Here is an 18,520-nt window from a genome sequence, read left to right as displayed (position 1 = left end):
GATACCTGCTTACTAGAGCTCAATGGCATGTAGGGCCACTTCGGGTTGATTGGTGGCGAGCATATCTACCCCGTTAGCCCACGCCCACTTCATATCCTCCGGCTTGTCTACGGTCCACAGGTAGGTAGGCAATCCTTGCGCGCCGATAATTGCCGGCTGCAGCTTCGCGCGCAACAGCGATACGCCAAGCGCGGTGGGCCTGGACAGCATGACATCGGGACGGTTGACGTGGCGCTCCCAATCGCGACGAAGATAAATCCGGTCCATGTGCGGCGCCAAATTCTGCATACGGCGGATCGCGTGGTGGGAAAAGGAAATGACGTGGATCCGGGGGTCATCGAAAAGCCCTGCATAACGCAGGCGCAGCACCGTTTGCTCCTCCAGGATGTCGCCCTGCCCGGAGGGGTGCTTAGTCTCGATATAAAGGTGGTGCGGTTTGCCCTCGAGCAGTTCCAAGAGTTCGTCGAGAAGCATCATGCGCTGGCCTGAACCGATGTCAACGCCGCGCAATTCTTCCCAATCCATCTTGGAAATACGGCCGGGGCGCCCCGCCGTGCGGTCCAACGTGGGATCGTGCTGGACCACTACTTTTCCATCGCGCGTCAAGCGCACATCGCACTCGACGCCGTGAATTGGCAAATCTAGGGCTTTTTCAAAAGCTAGAGGGGATAACTCCGGATATTTCCCGGAGTATCCCCTATGAGCGACAATCTTCACTAGCCGAAGAACTCTTCCTTGATGTCATTCAGGGTCTTGGCAGAAGCATCGAAACGCTCCTTTTCGTGTTCATTGAGCTGCAGCTCAATCGCGCGCACGATGCCGGAACGGTTGATGACGGCAGCGGTGCCGATGTAGAGATCCTCTACGCCGTACTCGCCCTGCAGGTAAGCAGATACTGGCAGCGCCACGTCCTGGTTCTGGATGACGGCGGCGGTGATGCGGGCCAGGCCCATGCCGATGCCGAAGGAAGTGGAGCCCTTAGCGTCAATGATGGAGTAGGCGGCATCGCGGGTGTCTTCGAAGATCTTCTCGATGCGCTGTGCATACTCCGGATCCGAGTCCAGCTTCTTGGACATCGGGACACCGGCGATATTCGCGGTGGAGACGGCCGGCAGCTCGGAATCGCCGTGCTCGCCCACGATGTAGGCGTGTACGGACTTCGGTGCAACATCTTCCAGCTCGCCCAGCATGTAGCGGAAACGAGCGGAGTCCAGCACGGTGCCGGAGCCGATGACGCGCTTGTGATCCAGGCCGGAGGCCTTCCATACGGCGTAGGTCAGGATATCCACTGGGTTGGAGGCAACCAGGAAGATGCCGTCGAAGTCATTCGCCATGACATCGGAGACGATGCTGTTCATGATCTTGACGTTCTTGCCCACCAGGTCCAAGCGGGTCTCACCCGGCTTCTGTGCGGCACCGGCGCAGATGACGACCATATCGGCGTCTGCGCAATCGGCGTAGGTGCCCTTGGTGACGCGGGTGCGGGTGGGGGCCCACACAACACCGTGGTTAAGGTCCATGACGTTGCCTTCTAGCTTCTTTTCATCGATGTCGATGATTGCCAGGTGGTCAACGATGCTTTGGTTGATGAGAGCGAAGGCGTAAGCGACTCCCACATCGCCGGCGCCGATGAGAACTACTTTGTTTCCTACATGATTTGCCATGACCCCATTGTGCAACTTTGTGGAGATTTTTGCACGGGCTAAGTCTCACACTGAAATTCCCACCGAAATCTGGGAGAATCGGGCATTATGAAACGCGCACTCCGCCGCGCTGCACTAATCGCTCTTGGCGTAGCCGCGGATCTCACGCCCATCGTCCGTATGACCAGTCGGCAAACCTTACCGCCCAATATGTCGGCTGGAATTTTGGGTGCGGAATTAGCTACGTGGGCGGCTGTTTCGCCCTCCTTACTTCCCCGCCCGTGGTGGGTGACCGCTGCCAACGTGGCAATCGGGCAGGGCATTGGGCATCTAGGTGCGGCGTCAACAAGCTTCGTGCTCAATAGCCTTGGCAAGCGCCCGCAGGACCGCCTCGGACCACAGCATCGACAAATTGTGCACCTTGCTATTGGCGCCGGGACTGCATTTAATGCCGTGCTTTCGCTGCGCAACCAGAAGAAGCAGGCGGAGTTGGTCAATAAGCAGCTCGTGCGCGGGCCCGTCACGGCGGCCATCGGCCTGGCCGCGGGCACCGCGGGCTACGGCACTCTCCTACTCATCGGGGAGGCCACGCAGCTTGCGGTCACCAAATTGTCACGCCAGCTAGGCCGCTGGGTGCCGGCGCTCATTGCTTGGCCGGTGGTTACCGCGGGACTGAGCCTTACGGCGTTTGCCCTTTCTGACCGCGTGGTCTTTCGACGCTGGCTGCGCTCGCTATCGCACCAAGCGCAGCGAATAAATAAGCAGATTTTCCCCGGCACCTCCATGCCGTGGGAACCCGAGCGCTCCGGCAGTCCGTGGTCGCTCGAGCCGTGGTCGGCATTGGGACAACAGGGACGCCGCTTTGTCTCCAACGGCCCCCGTGCCCGCGATATCCGCACAGTGACCGGGATCGATGCAAAGGAACCCATCCGTATCTACGCCGGATACATACCAGGGCGCTCCTTCCAGCAATCTGCGGAAAAGATCCGCGCCGAACTCGAACGCACCGGTGCCCTGCGGCGCGAAACTATCGTCATCCAAATGCCCGCCGGCTCGGGATGGATCAATAACTGGGGTGCGTGCTCCTATGAGTTTTTGACCGGCGGTGATTGCGTCACCGTTACCATGCAGTACTCCTACCTGCCTTCAGTTTTTTCCTACCTCGTGGATAAGAACGCGCCGAAGCAGGCGGCTCGTGAATTGATTCAGGTGATACAAGAAGAAATAGATCGATTGCCGGAAGAAAACCGTCCGCAGCTTTATTTCGCAGGTGAATCGCTTGGCGCCTACGCCATTATGGATAACTACCATAATGTGGAAGACCTACTGTCCGCGTGCAATGGCGCGGTCTTTTCTGGGCCCCCGCGCATGACGCACTTTACTCAGCGCCTGCGCCGGGATATTGGTTCCTTGGAACGCCTGCCCGTTATCGATGGCGGCAAGCATGTGCGCTACGCCGCGGCCCCTGACCATACGCTGCACGACGCCTTTGGCAATGACTACGCCCATACCTGGCGCCGGCCCCGCATGCTCATTGCCCAGCATGCTTCCGACGCCATCGTGTGGTGGGATCTCAACCTCCTCGTGCGCAGGCCCACCTGGATCCATGAGCCGCAGCCGGAAGCGCTGCACGCGGATACCTTCCGGCAGCTACACTGGGTGCCTTTTATTACCTGGTGGCAAATTGGCTTGGACCAGATCAATTCCCTCAACGTCCCTGGCGGGCACGGACACAACTATTTTGAGGAAATGCTCTGGTACTGGGATGAGGTCTTAGGGTCCCAATCCCGCCAATCGCTCACGCCGAAGTTGGCCAAGAAGATTGCCCGCTTTATCCGGCGCGACGCTTAGTCGCATTTCACCCCAGTACTGTGATGCGGGCAGTACCCATTGGGCACCTTATATAGGTACTGCTGATGCTCATCCTCAGCCAGGTAGTACTCCCCAGAATCAGTATCGGAGAGGAGTTTGACCTCCGTAGTGGTATCCCCGAATCCGAATTCCTTGAGTTTTTCTGCATAGGAATCCACGATGCCCTGGATTTCTGCCCGCTCTTCCTCCGTGCGTGGGTAGAAAGCAGAGCGGTATTGCGTTCCCACATCGTTGCCCTGGCGGAAACCCTGCGTGGGATCGTGCGCTTCTAGGGCTTGTACGACAAGATCGCGCAGGCTGATGCGCTGCGGGTCGTAGACCACCTCCACCGCCTCGGCATGGTTGGTCAACCCACGGCAGACCTCGTAATACGTGGGATTCGGGGTGGTACCGCCCGCATAGCCCACCGAGGTGGATTCCACGCCTTCGGTCTCCCAAAACATCTTCTCCGCGCCCCAGAAACATCCCAACGCAATGAGAATGGAACGCTGCCCGTCCTTCCACGGTCCGGTAATCGGTGTCCCTAGAACGGCGTGCGGGGCGGGGGCTAGGATCGGCTCGGATCGACCCGGCAGAGCCTCGTCTGCAGTCACGAGCTTGGGCTCCGGCTTAAACATCCACATGAGGTATAGCTCCTTCCTTATTCCTTCTTCCCAACGTTGTACTGCGAAAACCTATTCCGCGGCCAGTTAATATTCGCGCTAGTTCCACAATTCGAATTAATCATGGCGAAATCTTTCAACCGTGCCTATCATCGGGACACGTACCCGAAGAAAGGATTTAACAAATGGCTGTTTACGAACTTCCTGACCTCCCATACGCATTCGACGCACTGGAGCCACACATCTCCGCAGAGATCATGGAGCTCCACCACGATAAGCACCACGCAACCTACGTTGCTGGCGCTAACGCTGCACTCGAGGCACTCGAGGAAGAGCGCAACGGTGAGGCTAACCCGGATCGCATCCGCGCCCTCTCCAAGAACTTGGCATTTAACCTGGGTGGCCACACCAACCACTCCATCTTCTGGAAGAACCTGTCCCCGAACGGTGGCGGCGAGCCTACCGGCGAGCTGGCAGAGGCCATCAACCGCGACTTCGGCTCCTTTGAGAAGTTCAAGGCTCACTTCTCCGCCGCTGCTACCTCCCTGCAGGGCTCCGGCTGGGCCGTTCTGGGCTACGACCACATTGCTGGCCGCCTGATCATCGAGCAGCTGACTGACCAGCAGGGTAATACCTCCATCAACTTCACCCCGCTGCTGATGCTGGATATGTGGGAGCACGCTTTCTACCTGCAGTACAAGAACGTTAAGGCTGACTACGTTAAGGCCGTATGGAACGTCTTCAACTGGGATGACGTTGCTGAGCGTTTCGCTGCAGCCACCAAGTAACTCCTTTTAGTTACTTCGGCCGCCCCTCTGGGGCGGCTTTTTCTATGCCCGGATAAATTCCCGGAATTGCCGCACTGGGGGCGCATCATCCCCGGCGCGCCACACCAAACCGAGCTCGCGGTACGCCGGCGGCGTGAGGGGGATCAAGCTCCCCACCTGCAGATAGGGATCATCCAGCGGCAAAAGCGCCACCCCGAGTCCTGCCGCTACCAGCCCCGCAACGGTAGTAAGCTCCATCGACTCGAAGACGAGGTGGGGGCTAAAGCCAGCGTCGTCCGCGAGGGCATCGAGAAGCATGCGCGTGCCATAGCCTGGGAGCATGCCGATGAACGGTTCTGCAGCGAATTCCGCTAGTTTCACCTCCCGCCGGTTCGCTGCCCAGTGGCCTTCCGGCACCGCAAGGCCTAGTCGCTGCACCTTAATCTGGTGCCAGCCTAGGGCTGCATCAGGCCGCGGGCCCACGAGGGCAAGGTCGGATTCGCCGTTTTCCACCCTGCTCACCAACTCCTGCGCCGCGCCTTGATGCAGGCTTATATCCACGTGCGGGTGCTGCGCGCGATAGCTCTTGAGCAGGTCCGGAACCAGCCAGGTGCCCAATGAGTGCATGAAATCTAGGCGCACGGTGCCGCGCTCTGGATCCATGAGGCGAGCAACATCGTCCCGCCCTATTTGGTAGGCGCGGAGCATTTCCCGCCCGGCTGCAGCGAAGGCCCTCCCGCGCGAGTTCACGTGCAGGGTGCGCCCAGTGCGCTCGAAAAGGCGGGCGCCAAGACTAGCTTCTACGCGCTGTACGCGGCGGGTCAGCGCGGATTGGGAGATCCCCAATTCATCGGCCGCAGCGCCCACGCGACCATGATCCACCACGGCGAGGAAGCCGCGGACATCCTCCACATTCATGCATACTCCGCATCGATTAGTGTAATTTTCCACATTTTACACATGCTGCGTATCCGGGCAGGCTAAATGATATGACTCGAACGCGGCGCGCTACGGTGGCCATGCTCCTGGTGGGCTTGGCTATTTTCTCCAGCCTGTATTCCACCCAAGCCATTCTTCCCACGCTGGTAGACAACATGGGCCTTTCTTCCACCGAGGCGGCCATGACCGTATCGGCAGCCACGGGCGCGCTGGCACTATGCGTGGTGCCCGCATCGATCCTCTCCGAGCGCTTCGGCCGCGGACGTATCCTGCTGATTTCGGCCGTTGCCGCGACCGGAGTAGGACTCATTGTGCCCCTCGCCCAGGAAGGATGGCAGCTCATCGTGGTGCGCGGCCTGCAGGGTGCGCTGCTCTCTGGCGCCCCCGCCACCGCAATGGCATGGCTTTCTGAAGAACTCGATGACAAAGCCCTGCCGCGGGCAATGGGCCTCTACATTGCAGGCACCTCCGTCGGTGGCCTTACCGGCCGCCTCATCCCCACTGGACTGGTGGAGATTTCCACGTGGCGCTGGGCGCTCTTCGGCTCGGCGCTGGTCTCACTCGCCTTTGCCATTACGTCGTGGCTGCTGCTTCCTACCCAACGCAATTTCCGGCCTAAATCCATCCACCTCAAGACCGAAAGCAGGGCACTCTTTGGTCATTGGGCCAACCGGGATTTGGCCTTGCTCTTTCTCACCGCATTCCTGTCCATGGGCACGTTTGTCTCCATGTATAACTTCTTAACCTTCCGGCTCATCGATGATTTTGGCTTGGCCCCTTCGCTCGCCGGCTTGGCTTTCCTCTTCTACCTTTCTGGCACCTGGTCCTCGGCTCGGGCTGGAGCGCTGGTGGCCCGAATCGGCCACGGGAAGACCCTGTGCGGCTCGGCCGCGCTTTTTACTGTGGGCATCGCGTTGTGCGCCGGTAACCTTCCGCTGACGCTTCTCGGCATGATCGCCTTTACCGTGGGCTTTTTCGCCGTACACTCCACCGCCTCCGGGTGGGTGGGCCAGATTGCCACCCACGACCGCGCGGAAGCTTCCTCGATGTACGTGTTCTGCTATTACTTTGGCTCTTCTGTGGTGGGCGCGTGTGCCGGCCTGCTTTTCGACGCCCTATCGTGGCCCCTTTTCATCGCCTTCTTCACCGCCGTAGCCCTCGCCCTTACTGCGCTGACTTGGACCAAGATTAAAACCGACTAAAATCGGTTTTATGCCTGAGAATAAGTGGTCGGCGCGGACATGGCACCGCAAGGCCTCCCGTCCCGTATCCCTGTGGATGATGGTCTTCATCCTCGTGGGTGCAACGCATACCTTGGTCCCGAACTACCGGTGGGTGCTCATCCACCTATTCACCCTCGGACTGGTGAGCAATAGCATCATCGTGTGGTCCCAGCACCTCACGGAGAAATTCACCCAACAGCGCCTCCCCGAATCCACCCGTCCTACCCAATTGGCCCGCATCTATGGCCTCAATGCCGGAATCATCCTCGCGTTAATCGGCCAAATTCTCATGGAGTTCTGGTCCCAACACTGGATTGTCACCCAGGTGGGCGCCACGCTCATTGCCCTGATGATGCTCTGGCATGCGGTATCGCTCTTTCAGCAATGGCGCGGTGCCAAAGATAAGCGCTTCCGCCCCGTGGTGGGCGCTTATGTTCTTTCCGCCCTGTGCCTGCCGGTGGGTGCCATCTTTGGCGGCCTGCTGGCCGTCTCCCCCGGCCACCCCACGCTCCTGCTGGCCCATATCGCCGCCAATATCGGCGGATTCATCGGCTTGGCCGCGGCCGGTTCTCTCACTATCCTTTTCCCCTCCATCTGGCGCACCCAAGGTATTAATCGCCACATGCACTCCTCCTTTGCGCTGCTCGCAGTCGGTGTGGTTGCCACCATCGTGGGCGCTTTCCTCGGCTTCCCCGAGTTGGGACTTATCGCCTACTGCTGCGGTTGGGCGCTGAGCTTACAGCAGTGGCTCGCTAATGTACTGACGGTGGCTAAGGACCCGCGCGATCGCATCACCTTTGCCTCGGTCTCCGTGCTCATGGCCTCGTTATGGCTGGTGCTGCCTTTGGTGTACTACACGGTGCAGCATTTCTTTATGCCCGAGCCGGCGCTGCCCACCCTCGCCTTGCTGGTGGGGTTTGCCGGCCAACTGCTCATCGGCGTGATGAGCTACCTCTTGCCCAGCACCATGGGTGGCGGCCCCGCTGCCGTCCGGGCGGGCTTGCAGCAGCTGGACAAACTCGGTCTCCTGCGCGCCACCTTCGTCAACGGTGGGCTGCTCATCTGGATCGGCACCGATATTTCCCTGCTTAAGGTGGTCGCCTCCCTCCTGTGCATCCTGTCCCTGGCGGTCTACCCCGTGCTCATCGCCCGGGCGGTCAAGGCCCAGAAGCAGGTCTTGATGAAGAAGGCGGAGGGCCCGGATCCGAAGCCGGGGCCAGAATGGAACCAGGTCTATGCGGGCATAGCGATCCTCGCGGTCATCTACGCCCTATTTACAGCGCTGTAGTACCCGGCGCGCCGACGTCCATCCACTCGCGGACCGCGCGGGTGGCCTGGACATCGCCGGAGTTATAGTCCAGCAAACGCTGCCGCGCCACGAGGTCACCGGCTAGCGCCTCGCGACGCGCGTTCACGGATTCTTCGCCGTCGAAGTCTTCTTCTGGCCAGGTAAACCCCGCTTCCGGGGCGACTACCTTCAGGCCTAGGCCAAAGGGGCCGGCGAAGGATCGTTTGACGTGGGCGAACATATCCACCCACTCCGGTGAAGAGATAAACTCTTCTACCTCCCGCTCATCCACCTCGCGGAAGCGCTGCGCGGACATGCGCATCCAGTGGTTTTCGCCGTGGGCCGAGTAGCAATATGCAGCAAAGGTTTTGCCCTCCGCATGGGCCTTAGCACGCACATCCATCAACCAGCGCCAGAACGCCGCAAAGTTCTCCGCCTCGGCGCGCCCGCCCAACGGCTCCCACGTAACGAACGGAACGTAGTTGCCGTCGTGCCAGGCTCCCCATAGGTACGAGCCTTGGTCCAGGTAGGCTTCCATATCCACGTCTACCTCGACGTCCGCGCGCGGAACGTGCACGTCGCCGCGGCGCAGCAACACTTCCCCGGCGCGCCAGGCAGCAGCAAGGCGGGAGGGCTCGCCTAGGTCGGCGTCGATAAGCGCCTGCACGGTAGTAATCCCGCGCTCGCGGTAAGGCTTAGCGCGGTCGCCGGATAGGAAAAGCGAAATATCATCCGCTGCCACCAGCTCTTGCTCGCACAAAGACCAAAAGCGGCAGCTCGCACACTCCTTGACCCGCACCGGGGCGGTAGGAAGCGGCTGATTCCAGGCGCGTTCCAGATCAAACTTGGCTGTTTCCGTAAAAAATGCCCGGGTGCGGTCCTGGCCGATGGCCCCGCCCCGGCCGGAATCGAGTCCGAGATCGTGCAAAGCACGGGCGGCAAACGCTAAGCGGTAACCATCTACCGCATGATGGCGCAGCTTATACGGCGCCTCGAGCGGCTCACTCAGGCCCAAGCGGTGGGTAGGCACCGCCGGCGTCGTCTTAGTGTCATTCTTGCGGGCCACACGGTGATTGGACACGATAATTGGGGTGTACTTATCGCCCTCGCGCAGCAGCAAATCTACGCGCACCATCCACTCCGCGGTGGCGAAGACCGCGTTGGTGATGTGCGTATACCCAGAAGCTAAGGCCTCAAGGGTGCGCATGGAGCGCTCCCACTCATCGCCTTCCAGATCGATGCGGCGGAACCGGCCAGAGCCCTTGCGGGGAAACATCTCCATGACGGCCTCCACTGCGGCCGCGTGGCGTTCTGCTCGGGCAATCGAGGCATGGGTACGCGGCATCTCGGGGTGCGCGCGCCGCTGTACTAAGCGGTAGCGGCACCCCACAAGGTCCGAAGCAACAACCACATCCTCCACACCGGGTGAGCTTAATAGAACGGCAAGGTAAAGTTGAATCCAGACTCGATCAAACGTGAGGGAAATTTAATGAGCATTCTGAAGAAAGTTAAAAAGGCCCGCCAAGAAGCACGCGCACAGGCAAAGGCCGCCAAGACCCGTGCCAAGGCAGAGGTAAAGGCCCAGTCTAAGGACCGTCGCCGCCAGCAAAAGCTCCTGGCCAAGCAGGAAAAGCACCTCATTAAGTCGGAGGAAAAGGGCCTCAAGAAGCGCCGCAAGCACGAGGAGAAGATGGCCAAGAACGAGCTAGCCAAGCTCAAGGCCGGCCGCTTTAACTCCGATAATGTCAAGCGTTATGCCGGTGCACTGCGCACCGCAGCACCCCTACTGCTGCCGCTCCTCTACCGCGGTTACGTGGGCCTGAAGACCGAGGGCGAAAAGCGCAAGGCCGCTAAGGCGGGCGTGAGCTCGGATCAGATGGCTTCCTTCTCCGGCTACGGTGCGCCGCTCAAGGCCCGCACCGCCGGCATCCGCAACTCCCTCGATAACACGGACGTTCCGGCCGGCTTCAAGCGCGATGTGCGTGACCGCCTGCAAGAAGTGGACTCCGCCATCGATAATGCCGAGTTCATGACCGAGCAGCAGCGCCGCCGCGCTCACAAGACCATTAGCTCGGAAATTGACTCCATTACTGCGGAAATCCAGCAGCGCCTGGCCCAGTAAAAGAGATACACGCCGCCACCGCCTCCTATTCGGTGGTGGCGTTTAATTATTTTCTATAAAGATCCGGGATTTTTTCGGGAAAAGTATTTTCGGCCAGAAAAAGTTGCTGAAAATCTTCTCACCGCCCTACCCCTTTAACACCGTTTGTGCTCTCTGTGCTTGGTGCAATTTTTAAAATTGGAGGAAATATTTCCCGCCGTGAAGTGACCCAATTTTACGACGACTTGGACCACACCCTAATCCCTGAAGACCAGCTAGAAGTCGTTCGCTTCAGCGTAAACGGTCAAAATTACCTTATCGATCTCTCCACGGATAACGCGCGGCATTTCCATAATCTGCTCGCCCCCTACGTGGACGCCGCCCGCATAGCCCCCGCACCTGATGCGCAGCGGGCAAGCCCCAGCCAAATCCGCGAATGGGCCCGCACCCAAGGCCTGCCAGTGGCGCACCGCGGAAAGATCCGGCAGGACGTCATCGAGGCCTATAACGCCGCTAATTAAAGCACGCCTTGCTCGCGCGCTGCCGCCACAGCGGAGGTGCGCGAGCGCACGCCCAACTTGTCATAGATGTGCACGAGGTGGGACTTTACCGTGGCCTCAGACAACATAAGGTCCTGGCCAATCTGGCGGTTCGACGCACCCGCCGCAACTAGCTGCAAGACCTCCAGCTCACGCGGCGTGAGCGAGGTGCGTGGCGTACGCACGCGAGTCATCAACCTATCGGCCACGATGGGAGATAGCGCCGAATCACCCTCCGCAGTCGAGCGCACTGCGGCCAGCAGCTCGTGCGGTGGTGCGTCCTTGAGCAAATAGCCCACGGCACCGGCTTCGATAGCGCCGAGGATATCCGCATCAGTGTCATAGTTGGTAACCACGAGGACCTTGGGCGGGGTGGCCATCGCGGAGCGAATCTGCGCGGTTGCCTCCGCGCCGCCCATAACGCGGGTTCCTTCTACGCCCGCGCCGAAGCGCAGGTCCATCAAAATGACATCGATGCCGCCCGCCTGCGCTGCCGACACCGCAGCTTCGGCCGTAGCAACCTCCCCTACGACGTCGATATCCTCTGCGCCCTCAAGCACGGAGCGCAGACCCAGGCGGACGATTTCGTGGTCATCTGCCAATAGGACCCGAATCACGACATTCCTCCTATCGATGTCATTGTCAACCAAAAGTTTAATCTACCCGGTTGCCTAAGGGCATACTAACTGACACGGCAGTGCCCTCCCCCGGCGCGGATTCAATAATGACCTCCCCACCTAGCTCCTGTGCCCGGCGCCTAATTGCGGCCAGCCCAATATGCCCCAGCCCTGCCGGGGTACTTTCCACCGCGGCTGGATCAAAGCCCTTGCCGTTATCCACCACGTCCAGGCGCACCTCATCGCCCTCATAGGTCACCGTGATCCGGGCGCGGCTTGCCTCTGCATGCTTGACGACGTTCCCCACAGCGCCCTGCGCAATCCGCAGCAGCGCCGCCTCTACCTTCATGGGCAGCTGCTGCACCTCTCCTTCGGATTCCACCTCAACGTGGATATCTCCGGTAGCGCCGAAATTTTCCGCCATACGGGTCAACGCGGCCTCAAGGGATGCCTCATTGAGCGTCGGCGGCTGCAAAGCGGCAATCATTGCCCGCGCTTCGTGCAAATTATCCGCGGCCGTCCTGCGGGCCAGCTCGATGCGCTCTCGCGCTTTGCCCGCGTCCTGCTTATCCAGATCACGGTCCGCCGAATGCAGGAGCATTTGAATGGAAGACAGTCCCTGGGCAAGGGTGTCATGAATCTCGTGCGCAATGCGCTGACGTTCGGCCACCATGCCGGCATCGCGCTCCGTGGCAGCCAGCTGTGAACGGGTTTCAATCAACTCTTTATTCATCCGCGACAGCGTCCGGAAGGCGTAGGTGATCGCTATCGTCACCAGCGCCGAGACCGCCGGCCCCATGACACCACCGAAGGTCAGGCCCTGCGGAATCTGCACCACCACGGTAATGATCGAGGCAACGATGACGCACGCGATGCCCGCCGCCATGTCCAGCACCGTGAGGTACAAAAAGAACATGGCGAAAACCAAATAGATTGCCGCTGGGGCCACGAACAGGTCCGCCACCCACAGCACCGAGAGGATGCACAGCCACAGGTAGCGCACCGGTCTTGCCCAATATTCCCCGTATACCGAGCCTGCGAAGTACACGGCCGCAAAGCCCACCAAGAGCAGCAGGTTGATGATCGCTTGCGAAAGCGGCATTCGTGCGGAGGTAAAAATGCCTACCACCAGCAGGCCAGCGGTCAGGATATGGATGCCGGTGCGCAACGCATCGGCATCCCGGTCTATTGTGGGGCTCATGCGCAAAAGCCTACTTCCCCTACTCGCCTTAGCCACTTTTGGGATCGCCGGCTGCGATTCATCCGCACCCACTCCTGCACCAACCACTACGGTCACTCCGGAGGCTTCGGAGGCACCGGAGGTTAACGTGGCCCAATCCGCGGAAGTCAATGACTGGAGCGATTGCCCCTACATCGGACCTGGCTGGCTCGAAGAAACCAACGGCCAGCGCCTGACCAAGCAGGGCATCGACACGCGCTTTCCCACCCCGGCCTGCGTCTTTTGGTCCTACCAGGACGACCCACAAGCCACCGTCATCGTGCGCGATATGCCCACGGTCGACGACGCCCGCGCCGCAGTGGATTGGGCCGCACCTATCGACGCCACCGAACCGGCCTCCTTCGACGGCTGGGAAGGTGGCCGGGGCGTAGTCAATGAGCACGCCGTGTACGCCGTCCAGAAGGACACGCACGCGGTGCTGGTGTGGAGCAACCAGCAACAAACCGTTAAATCAGAGCAGATCGCCCACGAAGCGATCGCCAACTTGGGCCTTTAAACCGCGACGTCGTTGTACGGCATCATCGGCGACAGCCACGGGAATACAACCTCCATAAGTAGGAAGAAGACTCCCACCGCAATAGCAATGGCCAAGATGGCCTTCACCGGCGTCGGTCCCGGCAAGAGATTCCACAAAGCGCGATACATTATTTCTCCTCTTTTTCTACTTCCATAGCGTGCACAATCATGCGCTCCGCGTTGGAAAACTGCGGGTGACACGTGGTCAAGGTCAAGATCTCGCGGCTCGGTTCGGCGTCCGACTCTGGCACGGGGTTGGTCACCGAGACGTCGCCAGGCGTCGTAATATGCCGGCCAGCTACGTGCGAATACTCCGGCGGAATTCCATTGAAACAGTCCGCCTGCTCGCCATCGATGGGCAATACGCGATAGGTAATTCGCTCCTTCTGCGTCTCCACCACGATGTCATCGCAGGTCTCTAGCTTGCCCAAGTCATTAAAGGGAGCTCCCTTGCCCACGCGGTGGCCCGCAACCGCAAAATTGCCCATCTCTCCCGGCATCTGGGAATCCAGGTAACGCCCCGGGCCGCGCAGCAGGTCATCTTCATTGGTGCCCTCAATGATGGCGAAGCGGTAGTCAGAACCGAACGTGGGAATATAAAGCTGCGCGAACGCCTCACCCAACTCCGGCTCCAACTTCTGCCGCGGATTGCGCCATTGCTCGTCGAGGTGAGCGCTCGCCTCCTCCTGCAGCTGACCGGATTCTACATTTGTCCAATAGGCTTCATAGAATGCAAAGAGTAAAAGAACCACGCCAATGGTTAGCATGAGTTCCCCTAGAACTTTAGTCATGCCTTAAACCATACTGCCCATGAAAGGTTGAGCATGTACGAAGTCTTCATGTACCCAGTTTCCGGAATCATGAAATTCTGGCACTGGCTCATCAGCAGCTTCGTCGGTGAATCTACGGCCTGGCTGATCTCCATCATCCTGCTGGTTATCACCGTGCGCGGCGTCGTTGTTCCCTTGAACTGGATATCCGTACGCTCCGCCCGCATCGGCGCACTCATCCGCCCGGAGAATAACCGCATCAAAAAGCAGATGAATAGCGCCACCACCACCGAGGAGATGGCGGAGCTCATGCAAGAGGAAAAGAACCTCATGAAGAGCTATAACTACAACCCCGCAGCTGGTTGTGTTCCCCCGCTCATCATGATTCCGGCCTTCATCGGCCTCTATCAAGTGCTCCTGCGCATGTCCAATATTGAGCGCGGCTCCACCACCGTGGGCATGTTGAATGCCTCCGACGTCTCGGCCTTCCGCGAAACCACCTTTTACGGCGCTCCGCTGACGGATTTCGCCCGCGAGCACGGCGACCTCATCAATCCCATCCTCATTGCCGCCATCGCCTTTACCATGGCTAATTCCGTCATTTCCCTCGTGCGCAGTTTCCGCACCACTCAATTTGATCAGAAGGTCAACCGCCGCGTCTTCATTCTCATGGGCTTTTTGCTCCTGGTGATCCCATTCTTCCTGTGGCACCTAGCCCAAACCGGACCTATCCCAGTGGCCATCATCCTTTACTGGGGCTGCGCCTATCTCTTCATGCTGATCCAAACCGCTATCTTTGAGATCATTTTGCACCGCGACTACCCGCTTACTGAGGATGTCCACGCTATGCGCCGCGAAAGCATTCGCCGCTGGCGCAAGCGCGAAAAAGAACCCGCCCTCTCCAAGGAGGAGAAGAAGCGGGTCAGCCAGCTACGTATGGAGGCCCGAAAGTACCTTAAATCGAATAATCAGCAGGGGGAGCAGAAAGCATCTGAGTAGCCAGGTCGCGGGCCGTCTGCAGCGGCCCAATCTCCTTGGTGAGCCGAGCACCCGCACGGCCGCCATCCAAGAAAATCAACAGCTGGCTCGCCTGCGAGGACGATGGGTAACCATTGCGCTCGGTTAGCAAGGCCGTCAGAGTGGAATGCACCCAATTGCGGTGTTCAACGCAGGCAGCCACGATACCGTGTTCCGCCTCGGTTTCGGGGCGCGGATACTCTCCGGCGGCATTCAAGAAGTGGGAGCCACGGAATTCCTGCGTGGGTTCTTCCTCGATCGCCTTATCAAAAAACGCCAGGATCTTTTGATCCGGATCCGTCATCTCCGCGGTACGCTGCTCCCAATCTTGGCGGAACTTCTCATCCAAAGCTTCTACATAAGCGATAACGAGCGCGTCTTTGGAACCAAATAAAGAGTACAAAGAAGCTTTAGCCACATCCGCCTCGCGCAGGATGCGGTCGATTCCGATGACACGAATGCCTTCGGTGGTAAAAAGCTTGGTCGCCGATTCCAGCAGCCGGCTGCGCGGGCTGGGCCGATTACGGCGCGACTTCTTCTCTGCCATGGGTTCCTCTCTAAAACGACAAAGCCGGTTCATCTATACTTTATAGACAAACCGGTTTGTACGCGAATTAAATTCGGGCTACTTCTTGATGAGCCCCACGATCCACAACAGGATACAAGCACCACCCGTAGCGGCAATCAAGGAGAAAATCCATCCACCTTCCTCAATGTTCAGGAAGTGGATAATCATGCCACCGATAATGCCACCCAGCACACCAACAATAAGGTTGGTCAGCAGGCCGTGGTCGCGCTTCATAATCTTTTCTGCCAGCCAGCCGGCAATGATACCAATAACAATCGAGCTAATAAGCCCCAAACCCAAATTCATGCAATCCTCCTAAATTAGCGGGTAATACCTTAGCGTACACGAGCGCACAGTACCTAAGGCGGCCCCACACAACAAGAGCGCTCCGCCCTTGTGGGCGAAGCGCTCTATAAACGGCAGCTTTTAGCTTTCCTCATCCGGACGGACAACCATCATCGGGCACGGTGCGGACTGCAACAGTGCGCGAGAAGTCGAGCCCAAGAGCATACCTTTAAAGCCGCCTCGGCCGTGCGAACCAACAACCAAAAGCTGCGCGCCTTCTGCAGCCTCGGTCAAAGCGCTCACTGGACGATCACGGGTGATGAGCTTCTTTACCTCAACCTCCGGATACTCCTCGCGTGGCTCTTTCAGATTCTCAGTCAGAAGCTCGCTCTGTTCCTTTTCAATATCAGCCCACTCGGACTGGGCGGCCGACAGACCCGCCAAGGAAGCCTGCACCTGCATATCCATCCAAGTATGCACGGCAATCAAAGCAGCACCGCGGGCCTGTGCCTCACGGAAGGCGTAAGCCGTGGCCTTCTGCGAAACCTCGGAACCATCCACGCCAACGACGACAGGGCCGTACTTGGTGGAGTCCGTAACATGATTATCTTCGCGAACAACGACCACCGGGCAAGAGGCGTGGGACACTACCGAAGCGGAGACGGAACCCATCACCATGCCGGACAGGCCACCCATGCCGCGGGAGCCCATGACGATCATGGTGACATCGTGCGACATTTCTAGCAGCATGTCGATCGGGGAGCCCTCGGCCACAGTGTGACCAATCTTCAGCTCTGGGGCTACCTCATGAGCGATGGCGCGAGCTTCCTCGATCTTCTCGAGGGTCTCGGCCTGCAAGTCGTCAAAAAGCTCCTTTGGCGGAACCATGCCCTCTGCGTACAGGAACTGTGGCATGGTGTAGCTAGATGCGATTCGCAGTGGAATCTCGCGCTTCATAGCCGTATTTGCGGCCCAACGAACTGCATTCTTCGATGCATCCGAACCGTCAACGGCAACGACTACAATGTCTTCCTTAGCCATGATGTGTCCTTTCGGTGGTTATACCTTAATTGTAGTACGGATTAGGCTTGAGGGTTGACGGTTGCAGCCTCGGAATTCGACGGGAACATAACGGTGTACACAAACTCCAGGACGGTGCGAATTACGGCACCAATACCTTCAGAGAAAAAGGCAACAACCGGTTCAATGAGAGAGTTAAAATCCATGGACAAAACATTAATACATCGCCGAAAAGGTTTCACGCCTTTGCCGATCAAAGACGGTCTGAATCCAACCCGCGTGCGCACTCCCGAGGCAGGCATAACGGCCTGGGATTTTCTTAGTGCAGTAATTTCGGCACAACGCCATCGACACCCCGACGACGACGCCTCGGCGCTCCAGGCGCGCTTCGACTCTGGCGAGGTTGTCCTACGCAATCAGACCAAGCTTCGGCCGGACTCAATATTAGGCAACGACGAGGACGTCTTTTTCTACCGCATTCCGGCACCCGAAACACCGGTGCCTTACGACGTCCCCATTCTCTTCGAGGATGAACATATCCTCGTCGCCGATAAGCCGCCGTTTATGGCAACCATGCCACGCGCACGCCACATCGTACAGACAGCTACAGTCCAGCTCCGACGAATGACAGGAAACGACGAGCTCGCACCGGCGCACCGCCTCGACAGACTTACCTCGGGAATTTTGTTATTCACCAAGCATCGCGATGTTCGGGGCGCCTACCAAACCCTCTTCGCGGAAAAGAAGGTACAAAAAACCTATCAGGCGATCGCCGAATACCGCCGCTTTCCGACGCCCCTACAGTGGGCCTCCCACCTCACCAAAACCCCCGGCGAAATCCAAGGCCGCATAGGCGATGGCATCCCCAACGCATTTACTACTCTGACTGCAGTAGAACTAATAGATAACGCCCCCTATGAAAAGATCCACGGAGAACTGCCACAATTAGGCAAATACACGCTCAAACCCACCACGGGCAAGACCCATCAATTGCGCCTCCACATGTGGCAAGCTGGAATACCCATCCTGGGTGATCCTGTCTATCCAGAAATCTATCCCGAGGATGCTGAGGATATGCGCATCCCAATGCACCTCACAGCAACGCACATCGAATTCACTGACCCGCTCAGCGGGAAGTACCAGGAGTTCGAGTCCGCCCTTCCTCTCTACACGCACCGCCTAATCGATCAGGCATAGCCGACACATTGTGTAGTCCATGAAACTGTCACGTGACCAAACCTAGAACCAAAGCGGGCTATCTGCGAGTGAACAAAGGAAAACCACCGAGCCATTTCTAGTTCGTAGATCCCCGGCAATAAGCACAGTTGGGTGCGGGAACACAACCAGTCGCCTGAAGTGTTCTCCTGGGGAGCCTAATAGCTATATACTTCAGCGACGAAGAAAGACCGCAGCATGCAGCTCGCCCCGAGCTCCGTCGCGTAACACCGGCTTCCGCAAAACGTGGAAAAAGGGAAGAGGACGGTCGTGTTCCGTCCTCTTCCCTTTCTTGGGC

Annotated in this window: 22 protein-coding genes; 9 read left to right on the top strand and 13 right to left on the bottom strand. The window is 58.8% G+C overall.

Going from position 1 to position 18,520, the window contains the following annotated elements:
• Positions 1-12: 12 nt before the first annotated feature.
• Positions 13-717 (bottom strand): glycerophosphodiester phosphodiesterase family protein, encoded by a 705-nt coding sequence (locus tag CORTU0001_RS02090; protein ID WP_005327032.1) that lies wholly within the window; start codon positions 715-717, stop codon positions 13-15.
• Positions 717-1,664: an L-lactate dehydrogenase gene (locus tag CORTU0001_RS02085; RefSeq protein WP_005327031.1), complete on the bottom strand. Its 948-nt coding sequence runs from the start codon at positions 1,662-1,664 to the stop codon at positions 717-719. Before CORTU0001_RS02085 ends, CORTU0001_RS02090 begins: the two co-directional genes overlap by 1 nt.
• 87 nt (positions 1,665-1,751) lie before the next feature.
• Between CORTU0001_RS02085 and CORTU0001_RS02080 the strand changes: the two genes are divergently transcribed.
• Positions 1,752-3,494 carry an alpha/beta-hydrolase family protein gene (locus CORTU0001_RS02080; protein ID WP_005327030.1) on the top strand — a complete coding sequence of 581 codons (1,743 nt, stop codon included), beginning with the start codon at positions 1,752-1,754 and terminating at the stop codon, positions 3,492-3,494.
• Here the strand turns inward: CORTU0001_RS02080 and msrA are convergent.
• A complete protein-coding gene (gene msrA / locus CORTU0001_RS02075; RefSeq protein WP_005327027.1) occupies positions 3,491-4,138 on the bottom strand; it encodes a peptide-methionine (S)-S-oxide reductase MsrA in 648 nt (215 codons plus the stop codon). The two genes, CORTU0001_RS02080 and msrA, sit on opposite strands and share 4 nt — an antisense overlap.
• Positions 4,139-4,302: 164 nt before the next feature.
• On the opposite strand from msrA, the gene CORTU0001_RS02070 reads away from it, so the two are divergent.
• A complete protein-coding gene (locus CORTU0001_RS02070) occupies positions 4,303-4,905 on the top strand; it encodes a superoxide dismutase (protein WP_005325362.1) in 603 nt (200 codons plus the stop codon).
• Between the two features lie 42 nt (positions 4,906-4,947).
• Here the strand turns inward: CORTU0001_RS02070 and CORTU0001_RS02065 are convergent, their stop codons facing one another.
• Positions 4,948-5,802, bottom strand: a complete 855-nt coding sequence (locus tag CORTU0001_RS02065) for a LysR family transcriptional regulator (RefSeq protein ID WP_005327026.1) — start codon at positions 5,800-5,802, stop codon at positions 4,948-4,950.
• 71 nt (positions 5,803-5,873) lie between these two features.
• Here CORTU0001_RS02065 and CORTU0001_RS02060 point away from each other — a divergent pair, with 71 nt between their 5' ends.
• Entirely contained in the window at positions 5,874-7,025 is a 1,152-nt protein-coding gene (locus tag CORTU0001_RS02060; RefSeq protein ID WP_005327025.1) for an MFS transporter, read from the top strand.
• A gap of 10 nt (positions 7,026-7,035) precedes the next feature.
• Positions 7,036-8,334, top strand: a complete 1,299-nt coding sequence (locus CORTU0001_RS02055; protein ID WP_005327024.1) for a hypothetical protein — start codon at positions 7,036-7,038, stop codon at positions 8,332-8,334.
• Here the strand turns inward: CORTU0001_RS02055 and CORTU0001_RS02050 are convergent.
• On the bottom strand, positions 8,321-9,754 hold the full coding sequence (locus tag CORTU0001_RS02050) for a TM0106 family RecB-like putative nuclease (RefSeq protein ID WP_208853850.1): 1,434 nt from the start codon (positions 9,752-9,754) through the stop codon (positions 8,321-8,323). The two genes, CORTU0001_RS02055 and CORTU0001_RS02050, sit on opposite strands and share 14 nt — an antisense overlap.
• 69 nt (positions 9,755-9,823) lie before the next feature.
• Here CORTU0001_RS02050 and CORTU0001_RS02045 point away from each other — a divergent pair, with 69 nt between their 5' ends.
• Both CORTU0001_RS02045 and CORTU0001_RS02040 read left to right on the top strand, forming a co-directional pair.
• Positions 9,824-10,456 (top strand): DUF6474 family protein, encoded by a 633-nt coding sequence (locus CORTU0001_RS02045; protein ID WP_005325356.1) that lies wholly within the window; start codon positions 9,824-9,826, stop codon positions 10,454-10,456.
• A gap of 203 nt (positions 10,457-10,659) precedes the next feature.
• Complete coding sequence (locus CORTU0001_RS02040) at positions 10,660-10,956, top strand: histone-like nucleoid-structuring protein Lsr2 (RefSeq protein WP_341858026.1); 297 nt, start codon at positions 10,660-10,662, stop codon at positions 10,954-10,956.
• Here the strand turns inward: CORTU0001_RS02040 and CORTU0001_RS02035 are convergent.
• On the bottom strand, positions 10,953-11,591 hold the full coding sequence (locus tag CORTU0001_RS02035; RefSeq protein WP_005327021.1) for a LuxR C-terminal-related transcriptional regulator: 639 nt from the start codon (positions 11,589-11,591) through the stop codon (positions 10,953-10,955). The genes CORTU0001_RS02040 and CORTU0001_RS02035 overlap by 4 nt on opposite strands.
• Positions 11,592-11,628: 37 nt before the next feature.
• Entirely contained in the window at positions 11,629-12,792 is a 1,164-nt protein-coding gene (locus CORTU0001_RS02030; protein ID WP_005327020.1) for a sensor histidine kinase, read from the bottom strand.
• Here CORTU0001_RS02030 and CORTU0001_RS02025 point away from each other — a divergent pair.
• Complete coding sequence (locus CORTU0001_RS02025) at positions 12,791-13,327, top strand: DUF2020 domain-containing protein (RefSeq protein WP_034667995.1); 537 nt, start codon at positions 12,791-12,793, stop codon at positions 13,325-13,327. The two genes, CORTU0001_RS02030 and CORTU0001_RS02025, sit on opposite strands and share 2 nt — an antisense overlap.
• On the opposite strand, the gene CORTU0001_RS11780 is transcribed toward CORTU0001_RS02025, so the two are convergent.
• The gene (locus CORTU0001_RS11780; RefSeq protein ID WP_005325347.1) at positions 13,324-13,476 is read right to left on the bottom strand and encodes a hypothetical protein; all 153 of its coding nucleotides are present in this window, start codon (positions 13,474-13,476) and stop codon (positions 13,324-13,326) included. The genes CORTU0001_RS02025 and CORTU0001_RS11780 overlap by 4 nt on opposite strands.
• Positions 13,476-14,138 carry a class E sortase gene (locus CORTU0001_RS02015; RefSeq protein WP_005327018.1) on the bottom strand — a complete coding sequence of 221 codons (663 nt, stop codon included), beginning with the start codon at positions 14,136-14,138 and terminating at the stop codon, positions 13,476-13,478. Before CORTU0001_RS02015 ends, CORTU0001_RS11780 begins: the two co-directional genes overlap by 1 nt.
• A 33-nt stretch (positions 14,139-14,171) precedes the next feature.
• Here CORTU0001_RS02015 and yidC point away from each other — a divergent pair, with 33 nt between their 5' ends.
• Entirely contained in the window at positions 14,172-15,116 is a 945-nt protein-coding gene (gene yidC / locus CORTU0001_RS02010) for a membrane protein insertase YidC (protein ID WP_005327017.1), read from the top strand.
• On the opposite strand, the gene CORTU0001_RS02005 is transcribed toward yidC, so the two are convergent.
• From CORTU0001_RS02005 to CORTU0001_RS11775, 4 genes are all read right to left on the bottom strand, one after another.
• Positions 15,073-15,681: a TetR/AcrR family transcriptional regulator gene (locus CORTU0001_RS02005; RefSeq protein WP_005327015.1), complete on the bottom strand. Its 609-nt coding sequence runs from the start codon at positions 15,679-15,681 to the stop codon at positions 15,073-15,075. The genes yidC and CORTU0001_RS02005 overlap by 44 nt on opposite strands.
• A 78-nt stretch (positions 15,682-15,759) precedes the next feature.
• Positions 15,760-16,008 (bottom strand): GlsB/YeaQ/YmgE family stress response membrane protein, encoded by a 249-nt coding sequence (locus tag CORTU0001_RS02000; protein WP_005327014.1) that lies wholly within the window; start codon positions 16,006-16,008, stop codon positions 15,760-15,762.
• A 120-nt stretch (positions 16,009-16,128) separates the two neighbouring features.
• A complete protein-coding gene (locus CORTU0001_RS01995) occupies positions 16,129-17,028 on the bottom strand; it encodes a universal stress protein (RefSeq protein ID WP_005325338.1) in 900 nt (299 codons plus the stop codon).
• A 41-nt stretch (positions 17,029-17,069) separates the two neighbouring features.
• The gene (locus tag CORTU0001_RS11775) at positions 17,070-17,213 is read right to left on the bottom strand and encodes a hypothetical protein (RefSeq protein WP_005325337.1); all 144 of its coding nucleotides are present in this window, start codon (positions 17,211-17,213) and stop codon (positions 17,070-17,072) included.
• Here CORTU0001_RS11775 and CORTU0001_RS01990 point away from each other — a divergent pair.
• On the top strand, positions 17,194-18,204 hold the full coding sequence (locus CORTU0001_RS01990) for a pseudouridine synthase (RefSeq protein WP_084771597.1): 1,011 nt from the start codon (positions 17,194-17,196) through the stop codon (positions 18,202-18,204). The genes CORTU0001_RS11775 and CORTU0001_RS01990 overlap by 20 nt on opposite strands.
• The last annotated feature ends 316 nt before the right edge of the window (positions 18,205-18,520 follow it).

This window comes from Corynebacterium tuberculostearicum SK141 (assembly GCF_000175635.1).
GTDB lineage: Bacteria > Actinomycetota > Actinomycetes > Mycobacteriales > Mycobacteriaceae > Corynebacterium > Corynebacterium tuberculostearicum_C.
The sequence above is the reverse complement of the archived record's forward strand: the minus strand, read 5'-3'. Positions and strand labels throughout refer to the sequence as shown.